Genomic DNA, 14,190 nt, shown 5'->3' on the forward strand with positions numbered 1-14,190 from the left:
TCCTGAATAAAAGGATTTCATAACTAAAGAAGAGAAATCATGGCAAAAGGACCTGAAAAAAATACGAAAAACAAGGCTTTGCATACTAAATTGCTGAATAGGAAAAAAGCGAAACTTCGTGAGGAGAAAGAAGCGCAGAAACTTCGCTTGAAGGCGTTAGTTGCAAAAATAAATGAACAGAAGAAAAACGGCGAATCGGAGAATAAGTAAATCAAATTGCAGTTTTTCGGTTTTTAGTTTAAACGATACAAAATAATATACAATGGAAGAATTCGGTAGAATAATAGTTTCAGAAACGGCAATGAATAGTGGTAATGCGCAGGATATTATCAATTCAAATATTTCGGTAATCAATTTAATGCGCGAGGAAAAAGTCGACGATGATTTGATTCACGAAGATGCTTTGATGAGTTATTATCTGGATTTTTATACGCAACAATATGCAGCGGGAAATTTTTCGCAGTTTGTTTATAATTCGGGTTGGAATAAGGAATTGAATGAACTTATTGAAGAAGGTCTTGCTTTAATTGGTGCCGAAAAGCATTTAGAATTGTTTCAGGCGCAATCAAAAAGAGTAAAATTATTGAGTAGCGTAAAAATTGCTAAATTCTTAAAGGGAAAATTTGAAGGTGTAAATCCGACCAGGGATTTGTTGAATAATAATGCTTTTTTTGAATTGGAAGAAAACCTGACAGAAATGAATGCGAATTTTCTAAAAAATCATCCTGATTTTGAAGCACTTCCGGTTGATGAAATTTTCTCGGTTCTGGAGGAATTTGTTGGGCATGAGATTAAGAGAGCTTAATTTTTTAGTTACAAAGTTGCAAAGTTAAAAAGATTCAAAGTTTTTTTGTTATCAAATTATCTTCTAAATTATTGTATTTCAATTAATTGATTTAATTTTAGTTGTTTCTGAAATCTAGAGAATTTTATGGAAGAACTTACACATATCAAATCGGTTATTGGGATTATTTTGGGTTTGGGTTTAACACACTTAATCAAAGGTTCTGTTATTTTTATTCAGCATCCAGGACGAAAGAAAATCTATTTTGTGCACTCCCTCTGGGTGTTTTATGTCTTTTTGCTTCTTATTCATTTTTGGTGGTGGGAGTTTAATCTCAAATTAATTCACGAATGGTATTTTGCCGATTATTTCTTTATAATCTGCTATATCTTAATCTATTATTTGCTTTGCGCGATTTTATATCCCGATGATCTGGTTGATTATACGGGATATGAAGATTATTTTTATTCAAGGAAAAATTGGTTTTTTGCCATCTTGGCGATCAGTTTTATTGCTGATATGATTGACACGGCGATTAAAGGCGGCGATTATTTTTTGTATAATCAAACGGAATATTACGTTAGGATTATTAGTCATATTTTGCTTTGTCTGGTGGCGATTAAAATTCATAATAAAGTTTTCCATACTGTTTTGGCAATTTTGTTTATCGTTTATGAGCTCTCTTATATTTTACGATTGTTCAATATTGAATAAAAAAGATTTCAGAATTTCGTTTTCAACTTTATCCATATTCTTGTAAATTCGCTTGTAAGGATTAAGCTTTTTAATAGTTTCAAAATGAGATATAAATGCAGTCAGATATTGTTTTTTCTTTTGATGCAAATTGGATTTTCTCAAAACAAAATCAATCTTTTTTCAGAGATCAATTATAATTCGATTCCCGCTGTTTCTTTAAGCGATTATAAATCGGTACAAGACCGCAGCAGCCAATTGCAAAATCCGAATATTGCTTTAGGAGTTGGGATTTCTGGCGGCGGATCACGCGCGCAGTTTTTTAGTCTGGGCGTGCTTTTGGGTTTGGAAGAAGTTCAGGAAGATAATTCGAATCGTAATTTTTTGAATGAAATCGATTATTTTTCAACGGTTTCAGGAGGTTGTTATTCGGCTGGATATTATTTGACAATTCTGAAAAACAAATTGCAATATGATAATTGTACGTTCAATGAATTTTATTTTTCCAAGAATGATGCCTATAAATCAGATGTAAATAAATCGGCTACGCTTCTCTCTCTTCTCAATAACAGCCGAAATGAAAAAGGCGAGAAAGTTTCCATGTCGCAACGATTAGATTTGGAGGTTTTACAATATGATAGCGCAAATCCGGAAAACGAGAATAAATTCAAAACTCAAATGCTTTTGTCTGACTTTTTTATTCCGAAAGAAAGCAAGCTAAATCCACAATTGCCTATGATGGTTGCCAACGGCACGGCATATAACAACGGAGAACGTTTTCCTTTTATGCCGCACATTATTCATGCCTTGAAAATCAATTCGTCTTTAGCTCCAAATAAAGCAGCGCTTCCGCTTGACGGAAATCAGATCAATAATGGTTATGATTTTCCTCTGACTTATGCTATTACGGCAAGTTCTGCGTTTCCAGGAGTTCTTCCAAAAACCAAATTCGGAATCAAAAATCAGGAAAAGATTTTATGTGTAATCGATGGCGGCGCGTCAGATAATATGGGTTATGAAACTTTGATTGAATTGCTCCACAGCGATACTAAAGTGAAAGACAAAAACAAAAAAGCCCTTTTTATTGATTGTTTGGGACCGGGAAAAAAAGCACCTTTTATAAACGATGAGAAAATCAAATTGATTTCGTTGTTAGAAACAGCATCTTTATATACGGTTCAAACCCGATATATTACTTTTGAAAGAGATGTTGAAAATGTTTTGGACAAATATAAAATCCCTACTTCAAATTACCAGATTATTGGTTTTACAACTTTGCGTGATTATCTGTTGACATTAAAAAAAGATCAGGCATATGAAGATTTGGTAACACAACTAAAAAATACGGATGATGAAGCTGCAAGCTGGCTTAAGCTTTATGAGGATTTCAGAAATCAGTTAATTGAAAAATTTGGTTATGATCATTTTAAGAAAGATAAAAATGGTCAACTCTTGCTTTCTAGTTTAGAAAAAGAAACGTTTAAGGATTTTGGAGCCAAAGAACTTTTGATGCTTTATGAATATACTTCGCACGTTGAAACAAAATTGAAAACAACTCCGGAAGAAAAAGAAATGCTATTATTGGCCGGACGTTTTGCCGCTTTTTTAAAAACAAATGAGTTGAAAGAATTGTTGACAGAAGATAAAGGATTGTAAATATAATCCCGATTAAAAATCTTTCAATAAAAAGTAAAAAGGACAAATGCCCAATTAAGATTTTACCTTAATTGAGCATTGTTAGAATCTGCATATTCAACCTGAATTTCTTTAATTTCTTTGTCAAGTTCTAATAATCCACTAAAAGCGCCTTGCATCATTGTAGCTGCTTTTACCTCATTATCTTTAGTTGTTAAAATATCGATGTTGGCTTCAAAACCATCCATTGAGGCTATGCTGATGTCAAACATATCCAGCATCTTTTTTCTAAGACCTCTATCTGAATTTAACGGCATCAGAAGATCAACTGGTTTTTGTGCAGCAACTAATTTGTTTCTTGTTGAAGCGATCAATTTCAGTAAATCTTTTTTTGATTCTGGTTTACCGATATAGTTTAAACTGCTGTTCAGAAACGCGTCGTTTGCTTCAAAAAGTTTTTTATGAGCTTCTACAATTTGATTGTTATAACTCGTAGTAGTCTGCTGATTACAGCTTGTAAACACTACAGAAATGAGTAATAAGAGGAATAAAGTAATTTTTTTCATAAGTTTTAACGTTGTAAATTATTGTTAAAACAAATATATCAGAATTATTTTAGTAAGTTATCTTTTAATATAATTTTCACAGGATTGATTTTTAATTATTTACGCTTTTAATAAATTTATGAATTTACTTACGAATTCCTAATAATTATATAAACGTTTGAGCAAGTTATGTAACAAACCTGCAATGCTTTAAAATTAATTTAGCAGTATTAATTTTTAAAAGAAATCAAACATGAAAACTAGACGTATATTATTCGGGTTATTACTATGTATTGGATTATCAACTGTTTCGTGCAGTAGTGATGACAACGAAGGAGAAACACTAATTCCGCTAGAAGGAAAATGGAATCTTAGTAAAACAGGAACAGCAGTAGGAGGTACAGAAACATTAATCGATGCACCGCAAAATCAAAGTGGATGCGACAGAGATTATCTGCAGTTGAAATTAGATAACACTGCAACAATCGGAGATTATGATTCAACTGTAAGCGCTTGTGCTTTAACAACGCAAACAGGAATCTATTCAAGATCACATAATAATTTAACCATTTCTATTACAGGTGGTGCAAGTATAACGCAAGATATTGTAAATCTTACGCTTTCAGAACTTAAGCTTAGAGATGCAAGTGGAAAGATTACGGTATATACCAGATAATCAATTATGAATATTAAATCTTGAATTGTCAGGATTTATAATGAAACGGGAATAGCTTTTTTAAAAGTTATTTCCGTTTTTTATTGTCATTATTATACAGAGATTCATAGAGAAAAAACACAAAGTCACGTAAAAAACTTTGCAAATCTTTGCATAATCTTCGTGCATCTCTGTGAAATAACTTTTTCCCGATAAACTTTGTCTCAATCTTAGGAAACATTTCCTTAAATTTGCTTCCGTTATAAAATAAAATAGTTACAAAAATTAAGCTATGTTACAAATCGCATTTATTAGAGAGAATCAAGAGAAAGTAATCAAGGCTTTGGCAAAACGAAATATCGATGCTAAAAGTGTTGTTGAAGAGGTGGTGCAATTAGATGAAAACCGTCGTGCTGCGCAAGTAGAATTAGACAATGTTTTATCTGAATCTAATAAATTGTCCAAAGACATTGGCGAATTAATGAAAGCTGGAGAGAAATCAAAAGCAGCGATTTTAAAAGAAAAAACAGTTTCATTAAAAGAAAAAAGCAAAGAACTTGGCGAAAAAGCTGAAGCTCTTGCTGTTGAATTGACAAACAAATTATACACTTTGCCAAATCTTCCGGCTGATATTGTTCCTGAAGGAAAAACACCAGATGATAACTTGAATGTTTTTCAAGAAGGAGATATTCCGGTTTTACACGAAGGTGCACAACCGCACTGGGAATTGGTAAAGAAATATGATATTATCGATTTTGAATTAGGTGTAAAAATTACCGGCGCAGGTTTTCCGGTTTACAAAGGAAAAGGAGCTCGTTTACAGCGTGCTTTAATCAATTATTTTTTAGATAAAAATACTGCTGCGGGATATAATGAAGTTCAGGTGCCGCATTTGGTAAATGAAGCTTCAGGTTACGGAACAGGGCAATTGCCAGATAAAGAAGGACAAATGTACCATGCAACGGTTGATGATTTATATTTAATCCCAACTGCTGAGGTTCCGGTTACAAATTTATTCCGTGATGTTATTTTAAACGAAAGCGAATTACCAGTTTTACACACTGCTTATACGCCATGTTTCCGTCGTGAGGCTGGTTCATATGGAGCGCACGTTCGTGGATTAAACCGTTTGCACCAATTTGACAAAGTTGAAATTGTGCGTATCGAACATCCTGAAAAGTCGTATGAAGCACTTGACGGAATGGTTGAACATGTAAAAAATATTCTTCAGGAATTAAAATTGCCATACAGAATTTTACGTCTTTGCGGAGGTGATATGGGATTCACATCGGCTTTGACTTATGATTTTGAAGTGTTTTCTACGGCGCAGGATCGTTGGTTAGAGATCAGTTCTGTTTCTAACTTCGAAACTTTCCAGGCAAATCGTCTGAAATTACGTTTCAAAGATAAAGATGGAAAAAACCAATTGGCTCATACTTTGAATGGAAGTTCATTGGCTTTGCCGAGAGTTTTGGCCGGAATTTTAGAAAATTACCAAACGCCGGAAGGAATTGTAATTCCAGAAGTTTTACGTCCGTACTGCGGATTTGATATTATAAACTAAATTTTTAGTAATTTAGGGAATTAAACCTAACAGGTTTTCAAAATCTGTTAGGTTTCTTAGTTTTTAGAAAGAACATAATTAAAATAAATTAATATGAGTGGAGTTTTAAATTGGAACCTAGATCCTGTAATAGTAATGATTACAGACAGTTTCCCTTTGAAATATTATGGAGCTCTTTTTGCTGCAGGACTCTTACTTGGATATTATATTGTTAGAAATATTTATAAAAAAGAAAATATTTCCATAGAAAATCTGGATAGTTTATTGGTTTATGTAATTGTAGGAACCATTTTAGGAGCAAGATTAGGACATTGTTTTTTCTATGAGCCTGAATATTTTCTTAAGCATCCAATAGAAATACTTTTGCCAATTCAGAAAGTTGGTGGAATTTACAAGTTTGTTGGTTTTCAGGGATTAGCAAGTCATGGCGGAACGATAGGTGTTTTAATTGCGATGATTTTATATTGTAGAAAATATAAAGTAAAGTTTTTATGGCTATTGGATCGAATGGCAATTGGTGTTCCTGTTACAGGCGCTTTTATTAGATTCGGGAATTTTATGAATTCGGAGATTTACGGAAAACCTACTAATGGAAGTTGGGGTGTTGTTTTTCAAAGAGATGATTTAATTCCGAGGCATCCAACGCAATTGTACGAAGCATTTTCGTATCTGTTGATTTTTGGAATTTTATTTTGGATGTATAAATCAGATAAAATAAGACAAACTAGCGGATTACTATTTGGATGTTTTCTAACATTATTGTTTTTGGCTAGATTTATAATTGAATTTTTCAAGGAAAATCAGGAAACTTTTGAAAATAATATGATTATAAATATGGGACAAATTTTAAGTATTCCCTTTATTTTAATTGGATTAACTTTGATTGTTTGGAAATCAAAACTTGAAATTAATAAGGAATTTTAAAAACCAATCAGGTTTCTGAATTATTTAAAATGCCACATTAAAAAATAGAAATATGAAAAACATTTTTATCTATATCCTTTTGTTGTGGTCAAGCCTTACATTTTCTCAAAATGAGCAATTGGCTCAATATTACTACGATAAAGGCGATTTCGAAAAAGCAAAAGTCAGTTATGAAGAGCTTTTAGCCAGTGTGCCATCAAATACCCAATATTTTTTAAGAGTCGTCGACTGCTATCAGCAATTACAGCAATATGCTGTGGCAGAAAAGGCAATTCAGGATCGTTATAGCAAATACAAACAAGGTGTCTTTTTAGTTGAATTGGGCTATAATTTCCAATTGCAAAAAAACGAATCTAAAGCAAGAAGTTATTACGATCAGGCAATTGAAAAAATAAAAGCGAATCCGAATGATGTTTATGGAATTGGAAATTCCTTCGAGAAAAAAGTATTGATCGAATATGCTTTAAAAGCCTATCAGACTGCAATGCAAATTCAGCCGAACTACAATTTCAATTTCCAGATCGGAATGTTGTATGGTCAATTAGGAAAGACAGACGAAATGATTGATCTTCTGTTGACAGAATCGTATAAAAATCCGCAAAATGCTAATTTGATTCAGACCCAATTATCACGTTTCATGAATGGCGAAACGGATAATACTGCCTTTAAAGATGCTATGCGAAAAGCCCTGATTTTAAAAACACAGAAAGATCAGGATGTTTTCTGGAATCACTATTTAAGCTGGTTTTATGTGCAGCAAAAAGAATTTGGAAAAGCCTTTATTCAGGAAAAAGCGATTTACAAACGCGAACCTGAATCGCTTTCAAGCATCGTCAATTTGAGTCAGTTTGCACTGAATGAAGACGATACTGAAACTGCAGCTGAAATCCTGAATTTTATTCTTTTAAATACCAAAGATTTAGATTTGTTAGTGCAGTCCAATTACTATTTGATGGAAATTAAAATAGATAAAGCACAGGAAAAAGATTATCCGGCAATTGATGCCGAACTGCAGCAATTGCTCACGACGTACGATATAACGCCTTTTACTTTATCTTTGCAATTGATTAAAGCGCATTTTACTGCTTTTAATCTGAAAAAGCCAGAAGAAGGTATTGCGATTGTAAAACGTGCTTTAGAACTCAATTTAAATGATTATCAGGAAGCAGATGCCAAAATGGAATTGGGAGATATTTTGCTTTTGCAGGAAAAATTCAATCAGGCGCTTATTTATTATTCGCAGATTCAATTGGATTTGAAGAATGATGTTATGGCGCATGAAGCAAGTTTGAAAGCGGCAAAAACAAGTTATTATAAAACTGATTTTGAATGGGCTTTGAAACAATTTAAAGAATTAAAATCGGCAAATACACAATTGATTGCCAATGACGCTCTGGAATATTTCTTATTGATAAATGATAACACCGCTGCTGATTCGACACAAACGGCATTAAAGGAGTTTGCAAAAGGTGATTTTTTAATTTATCAAAATAAAAAACAGGAAGCAATTGCACAGTTTCAGAACATTCTGAAAACCTATAAAGGTCAGGAAATCGAAGCTGTAACAATGTTGCGTTTAGGTAAAATTTACGAAAGTCTAAAAGATTACAATTCGGCTTTAAGCCAGTACCAGCAAATAATCGATCATCATGGCGACGGAATTTATGTTGATGAAGCACTATTTTTTTCAGCAGAAATTTACAACGACGAATTGAAAGATATAGAAAAAGCAAAGCCTTTATATGAAAAGGTAATCTTCAATCATCAGGACAGTATTTACTTTGTTGATGCCAGAAAAAAATACAGAGAATTGAGAGGAGATAAGAATTTGTAGTTTGGTTTAACCGATTTTACAAGTAAACAAAAAGAATTAATAATATAATGATTTGCATAAGATTTTAAGAATCAAAAAAGTAAAAGACTTAGTCCCTTAGAACCTTAGCATCTCAGAACCTTTAGAAGAAATGATTATTTACAACATCACCACAAATATACACGAAAGCGTTCACGACCAATGGTTGAAATGGATGCAGGAAAAACATATTCCGGAAATTCTGGCTACTGAAAAGTTTTCATCAGCAAGAATTGTAAAAGTTTTAGTTGAAGAAGAAATGGGCGGAATCACATATTCGGTTCAATATACAACAGACAGTAAAGATACTCTTGAGAAATATTATTTGGAAGATCAACCAAAATTTGACAGAGAAGCTTTGGAGTTATTTGCGGACAAAATGCTTTCTTTTAGAACAGAATTGGAGGTTATTTCAGAACATTAAAGAAGAATAGGCTTTGTGTATTTGTGCTTTCATGGCAAAAAAACATGAAATAAGCTTTAGCCTTCGAAGCAAAAAGAATACTTTTGCGCCCTCGCGGCAAAACAAGAAAAGAAAATGGAAAAAGTAAAAGCCAAAAAACATTTAGGACAGCACTTCCTTAAAGACGAAAGTATCGCAAAAGCAATTGCTGATACTTTGAGTTTAAAGGGGTACGATGAGGTTTTAGAAATAGGACCGGGGATGGGTGTGCTTACTAAATATTTACTTGACAAGCCAATCCATACGCGAGTAATCGAAATTGATACGGAATCTGTTGCGTATCTGGATGCGAATTATCCAAAATTAAAAGACAATATCATTTCAGAAGACTTTCTGAAATATAATATAAACCAGGTTTACGAGAACAAACAATTCGCCATTATTGGTAATTTCCCATATAACATCTCTTCTCAGATTGTTTTTAGAACATTAGAGTTTAGAGATCAGATTCCGGAATTTTCTGGAATGTTTCAAAAGGAAGTTGCAGAGCGAATCTGCGAGAAAAAAGGATCAAAAACCTACGGAATCCTGTCTGTACTTGCACAGGCTTTCTATGATACTGAGTATTTGTTTACTGTAAACGAAAATGTTTTTATTCCTCCGCCCAAGGTCAAGTCGGGTGTGATGAAAATGACCCGAAAGGAAGATTATAGTCTTCCGTGTGGTGAAAAGTTGTTTTTTACTGTTGTAAAAACGGCTTTTCAACAAAGACGAAAAACATTACGTAACAGTTTGAAAACATTAAATTTATCAGATAATTTGCGAGAAGACACTATCTTTGATAAACGTCCCGAGCAACTTAGCGTTGAAGAATTTATTGTTTTGACTCAAAAAATAGAAGCCGATGGAGTTCAAAGTTAGCAAAGAATTAATCCACCAACTAGAAGAACATATTGTTAAGAAAAACGACAAAGAACTTGAAGTTTTACTTAATGACCTTCACCATGCTGATATCGCAGAAATTCTTGAGGAATTAGATTTTGACGAAGCAACCTATATTTTCAAAGTTTTAGATAGTGATAAAACAGCTGAAATTCTTCTTGAATTAGAAGATGATCTTCGTGAAAACATCTTAAGCCGATTATCACCTAAAGAGATTGCCGAAGAGCTCGATGAACTTGAGACTAATGATGCTGCCGATATTATCGCCGAACTTTCGCATGAAATCAAAGCAGAGGTAATTTCAGAACTTGTCGATGTTGAACACGCAAAAGACATTGTCGAATTATTGCGTTACGACGAAAATACGGCCGGTGGTTTGATGGGAAAAGAGCTTGTAAAAGTGAATGAAAACTGGAATGTTCTTACGTGTGTAAAAGAAATGCGTATTCAGGCAGAAAATGTTTCGAGAGTACATTCAATCTATGTTGTTGACGACGAAAACCGATTAAAAGGAAGATTATCACTTAAAGACTTATTGACTTCTTCAACCAAAACTCAAATTGGAGACGTTTATATCCGAAAATTAAATTTTGTAAATGTTGATACTGAAGATGTTGAAGTCGCGCGTATCATGCAGAAATATGATTTGGAAGCAATTCCGGTTGTCGATGAATTGGGACGTTTGGTTGGAAGAATTACAATCGACGATATCCTGGATGTAATCAAGGAAGAAGCTGATAAAGATTACCAATTAGCGGCGGGTATTACGCAAGACATTGAAAGTAATGACAGTGTTCTAGAGCTTACAAAAGCGCGTTTACCTTGGTTATTAATCGGGATGGTGATTGAAATTGTGGCTTCTTTTGTATTAAAAGATAATGAAGCTGCTTTTCAGAAATATTCAACATTAATTATTTTTGTGCCTTTGCTTTCTGCAACTGCTGGAAATATTGGTGTTCAGGCATCGGCAATTGTGGTGCAGGGTTTGGCTAACGGTACTTTGAAAGAATTTAGTCGCGGATATTTCAGCAAGGAGCTTACCGTTTCAATGATTTCGGGAAGTATTATTTCTTTGCTTCTTTTGGGTTATCATTCACTTATGTATCAACAATATTCTGTTGGATTGGCCATTTCTATTTCAATGATTGTTGTGATTTTGTTTGCTGCAACTTTAGGGACACTTGTGCCTCTTTTTCTTCATAAAAATAAAATCGATCCTGCAATTGCGACGGGGCCGTTTATTACTACAACAAATGATGTTTTTGGAATTATGCTTTATTTCGGTGTAGCCAAAATGATTCTTGGATTTTAGATTTTTGGCACAAATTAATAAGATGCAGTGATTTAAGATCTTTAAATTCTGTGTAATTTGCAAACGGAATAAAAGGCCTTCATATGCCTGAAATAAATTAAAACCCAGCAACATGAAAGTACACATTATTGGAGGAGGAAACCTTGGGGTTTCTATTGCCTTGGGAATTGCTAAATTTTCGAAAAACAACCAAGTTACTGTTACAAGAAGAAACATCGCTAGTATTCAATATTTATCTGAATATGGAATTACAGTGTCTAATGATAATAAACACAATATTCAGGAAGCTGATGTAGTGATTTTAACCATAAAACCTTATCAGGTTGATACGGTTTTGGCTGAAATTTTACCTGTGATTCAAAATAAAACGATCGCTTCAGCAGTAAGCGGATTGTCTTTGGATATGCTTCAGGAAAAAACAAAAAATGAATATCCGGTTGTACGTATTATGCCAAATATTGCGGCACAGTTTGGAGAATCGGCAACTTGTATTTCTTTCCCTGAAACAGATCGCGAAGAAGCGATGCCAATTGTAGATTTATTTCAGGATTTGGGAACAGCTCCAGTTATTGATGAAAAATTAATGGATGCCGCAACTGTTTTAGGCGCTTGCGGAACAGCTTATGCATTGCGATATATTCGTGCTTCAATGCAAGCTGGAATCGAAATTGGATTTGATTCTAGTACAGCTTTAGCAATTGCTGCTCAAACGGCAAAAGGAGCTGCAAAAATGCTTTTAGAAGAAAAAGTACACCCAGAACAATTAATCGACCGTGTAACGACGCCACAAGGTTGTACAATTGTCGGTTTGAATGAAATGGAACACAATGGATTCAGTTCATCATTAATTAAAGGAATCAAAACTTCTTTGAAGCAAATCAAAGGATTGTTGAAATAAGAGTTTCAATTTTTAAAATATAAAATTCCAAATTCCAGATTTAAAAGTGGAGTTTGGAATTTTTTTTTTTGGAATTTATTTCGAATGACAATATTCAATTAGATTCGCGACATCTTCTTTAGATAAAGTTTTTGAAAATACCGTTTTATGATAATCAATTGCTAATATTTCTACTTTAGAACTGTCGATTTTGTGTTTTTCATTAGTAAGCCAATTTACAAAAACAATAGAATCAACTTCATGAAGCGCTGGGCCAGTTATTTTTGAGTTCAATTTATGACAAGCAGCACAATTAGAATTAAATACTTTTTTTCCTTTTTTTTGATTTTCCTTTAAATCGATATTTCCGCAAGAAGGCAAATCGCGCGTTCCACAGCCTGGAGTTTCATGTTTTTTGAAGATTTTCAGATACATAATTATTCCGACTGACAATACTATTAGAGCAGTTAAAGAAAAAAGTATGATTCTGATTCTTTTCATATATATTTCAAATTTCTGATTAAGCAAAAACTTCGAAATGTTCTACATTCTCTTCGAATTCTAAAAGAAACTGTTCATCTTCAGGATAATATTTCGCTTTTTCGATATTTTCCCCGGCAAAATTTTTAATTACTTCCCAATTTTCCCAATACGTTATAAGCGTAAAATGGCCTTCGTTGTTTTTGATATTCCGTAAAAAAGAAAGTTTTATAAATCCAACTGTTTTCTCATAATCTGGAATAGCCGTTTTGATTATAAATTCGGTGTAAGCCTCATAATCTTCAATTTTTGTTTTTCCGTGCCAGATTCTTGCGATCATAATTTCAGACTTTTGGTTTATTCAAAGTGTATTTTAAATATATAAATCCAAAAAATCCTGATAGCATTGAAGCAATAAGAATTGCAATTTTCGAAAAAACAATTGTTTCAGGATCTTTAAAAGCCAAAATGGTAATAAAGATTGACATCGTAAAACCAATTCCGCCCAACATTCCCGCGCCCAAAATATGCGCCCATTTTAAGTTTTTAGGAAGAACACACAAACCTGCTGTTACACCAATGGAAGAAAACAATACGATTCCTAAAGGTTTTCCAATTACTAAACCAAGAATAATTCCGTAAGTATTTGTATGATTTAAACCTTCGTGCCAATCTTGAGTTATTGCAATGCAGGTATTTGCAATCGCAAACAAAGGCAAAATTAGGAAAGCGACAGGTTTATGTAAAAAGTGCTGCAATTTATAAGAAGACGAATTTTCGCCACCGTCTCCAAACGGAATTACGAATGCTAATATTACGCCAGTAATAGTTGCATGCACACCAGAATTCAGCATAAAATACCACATCACGATTCCGCCAATTAAATATGGAATTATGTTGTTGATTTTCATTCGGTTTAAAATAAAGAGAAAACCCCAAATTCCTAAAGCAATTGCAAGATTTACAAAAGCAATTGATGTAGTGTAAAAAATAGCGATAACAATTATGGCGCCCAAATCATCAATAACGGCAAGTGCAGTTAGAAATACTTTTAAAGAAGGTGAAACTTTTTTGCCTAAAAGCGATAAAATTCCAATAGCAAAAGCAATGTCGGTTGCCATAGGAATCCCTGCTCCGTTTTGTGTTGCTGTTCCAAAATTTAAAGCCAGAAAAATCGCAGCTGGAACTAACATACCGCCAAGTGCCGCCATTATTGGTAAAGAAGCATTTTTTATGTTGGATAATTCGCCATGATAAATTTCGCGTTCCAATTCTAAACCAATCAATAAAAAGAAAATAGTCATTAATCCATCATTGATCCAATGCGTAATAGAATGCCCGCCCAGATCTTTTTCCCAAAAAGCAACATATTCTGCTGAATAAGATGAATTTGCAAGATATAATGAGATAATCGTAACAAATAATAAGAGAAGTCCTCCAGATTTTTCGTTATTAAAAAAAGAATTAAAAGTCTTGGTCAGTTTCATTTTGGTGGATTTTCCAGAGAGGTGAAAGAGTTGATTT

Annotated in this window: 16 protein-coding genes; 12 read left to right on the forward strand and 4 right to left on the reverse strand. The window is 33.4% G+C overall.

Annotation, left to right across the window (positions count from 1 at the left end; all coding sequences use genetic code 11):
* Positions 1–39: 39 nt before the first annotated feature.
* The 4 genes from GQ47_RS23665 (at position 40) to GQ47_RS21115 (ending at position 3,133) form a co-directional block, all read left to right on the forward strand.
* Entirely contained in the window at positions 40–210 is a 171-nt protein-coding gene (locus tag GQ47_RS23665; protein WP_193745237.1) for a hypothetical protein, read from the forward strand.
* 52 nt (positions 211–262) lie between these two features.
* On the forward strand, positions 263–805 hold the full coding sequence (locus tag GQ47_RS21105; protein WP_035652787.1) for a DMP19 family protein: 543 nt from the start codon (positions 263–265) through the stop codon (positions 803–805).
* Between the two features lie 126 nt (positions 806–931).
* A complete protein-coding gene (locus GQ47_RS21110) occupies positions 932–1,498 on the forward strand; it encodes a hypothetical protein (RefSeq protein WP_035652790.1) in 567 nt (188 codons plus the stop codon).
* A gap of 84 nt (positions 1,499–1,582) precedes the next feature.
* Positions 1,583–3,133 carry a patatin-like phospholipase family protein gene (locus GQ47_RS21115; protein WP_081909402.1) on the forward strand — a complete coding sequence of 517 codons (1,551 nt, stop codon included), beginning with the start codon at positions 1,583–1,585 and terminating at the stop codon, positions 3,131–3,133.
* A 62-nt stretch (positions 3,134–3,195) separates the two neighbouring features.
* On the opposite strand, the gene GQ47_RS21120 is transcribed toward GQ47_RS21115, so the two are convergent.
* On the reverse strand, positions 3,196–3,678 hold the full coding sequence (locus GQ47_RS21120) for a hypothetical protein (RefSeq protein WP_035652797.1): 483 nt from the start codon (positions 3,676–3,678) through the stop codon (positions 3,196–3,198).
* A 232-nt stretch (positions 3,679–3,910) separates the two neighbouring features.
* Here GQ47_RS21120 and GQ47_RS21125 point away from each other — a divergent pair, with 232 nt between their 5' ends.
* The 8 genes from GQ47_RS21125 to proC all read left to right on the forward strand — a co-directional run bounded on the left by GQ47_RS21125 (position 3,911) and on the right by proC (position 12,207).
* On the forward strand, positions 3,911–4,333 hold the full coding sequence (locus tag GQ47_RS21125; protein ID WP_035652799.1) for a lipocalin-like domain-containing protein: 423 nt from the start codon (positions 3,911–3,913) through the stop codon (positions 4,331–4,333).
* 271 nt (positions 4,334–4,604) lie between these two features.
* On the forward strand, positions 4,605–5,876 hold the full coding sequence (serS, locus tag GQ47_RS21130; protein ID WP_035652801.1) for a serine--tRNA ligase: 1,272 nt from the start codon (positions 4,605–4,607) through the stop codon (positions 5,874–5,876).
* A 93-nt stretch (positions 5,877–5,969) separates the two neighbouring features.
* Positions 5,970–6,800 carry a prolipoprotein diacylglyceryl transferase gene (gene lgt, locus GQ47_RS21135; RefSeq protein WP_035652803.1) on the forward strand — a complete coding sequence of 277 codons (831 nt, stop codon included), beginning with the start codon at positions 5,970–5,972 and terminating at the stop codon, positions 6,798–6,800.
* Positions 6,801–6,852: 52 nt separating this feature from the next.
* Positions 6,853–8,634, forward strand: a complete 1,782-nt coding sequence (locus tag GQ47_RS21140; protein ID WP_035652804.1) for a tetratricopeptide repeat protein — start codon at positions 6,853–6,855, stop codon at positions 8,632–8,634.
* Between the two features lie 130 nt (positions 8,635–8,764).
* Positions 8,765–9,076, forward strand: coding sequence for a DUF4286 family protein (locus GQ47_RS21145; RefSeq protein ID WP_035652807.1), 312 nt, complete (start codon positions 8,765–8,767; stop codon positions 9,074–9,076).
* A 114-nt stretch (positions 9,077–9,190) separates the two neighbouring features.
* Positions 9,191–9,976 carry a 16S rRNA (adenine(1518)-N(6)/adenine(1519)-N(6))-dimethyltransferase RsmA gene (gene rsmA / locus GQ47_RS21150; protein WP_035652810.1) on the forward strand — a complete coding sequence of 262 codons (786 nt, stop codon included), beginning with the start codon at positions 9,191–9,193 and terminating at the stop codon, positions 9,974–9,976.
* Complete coding sequence (gene mgtE, locus GQ47_RS21155) at positions 9,960–11,309, forward strand: magnesium transporter (protein ID WP_035652815.1); 1,350 nt, start codon at positions 9,960–9,962, stop codon at positions 11,307–11,309. Before rsmA ends, mgtE begins: the two co-directional genes overlap by 17 nt.
* A 112-nt stretch (positions 11,310–11,421) precedes the next feature.
* Positions 11,422–12,207, forward strand: coding sequence for a pyrroline-5-carboxylate reductase (gene proC / locus GQ47_RS21160; RefSeq protein WP_035652818.1), 786 nt, complete (start codon positions 11,422–11,424; stop codon positions 12,205–12,207).
* Between the two features lie 75 nt (positions 12,208–12,282).
* On the opposite strand, the gene GQ47_RS21165 is transcribed toward proC, so the two are convergent.
* Genes GQ47_RS21165 through nhaA form a run of 3 tightly spaced genes read right to left on the reverse strand, consistent with a single transcriptional unit; the run spans position 12,283 to position 14,153 of the window.
* Positions 12,283–12,687: a cytochrome c gene (locus GQ47_RS21165; protein WP_035652821.1), complete on the reverse strand. Its 405-nt coding sequence runs from the start codon at positions 12,685–12,687 to the stop codon at positions 12,283–12,285.
* 19 nt (positions 12,688–12,706) lie between these two features.
* Entirely contained in the window at positions 12,707–13,006 is a 300-nt protein-coding gene (locus GQ47_RS21170) for a hypothetical protein (RefSeq protein ID WP_035652824.1), read from the reverse strand.
* Between the two features lie 4 nt (positions 13,007–13,010).
* A complete protein-coding gene (gene nhaA / locus GQ47_RS21175) occupies positions 13,011–14,153 on the reverse strand; it encodes a Na+/H+ antiporter NhaA (RefSeq protein WP_035652826.1) in 1,143 nt (380 codons plus the stop codon).
* Positions 14,154–14,190 lie beyond the last annotated feature (37 nt).

The sequence above is a fragment of the Flavobacterium sp. ASV13 genome (assembly GCF_000745775.1).
Lineage (GTDB): Bacteria > Bacteroidota > Bacteroidia > Flavobacteriales > Flavobacteriaceae > Flavobacterium.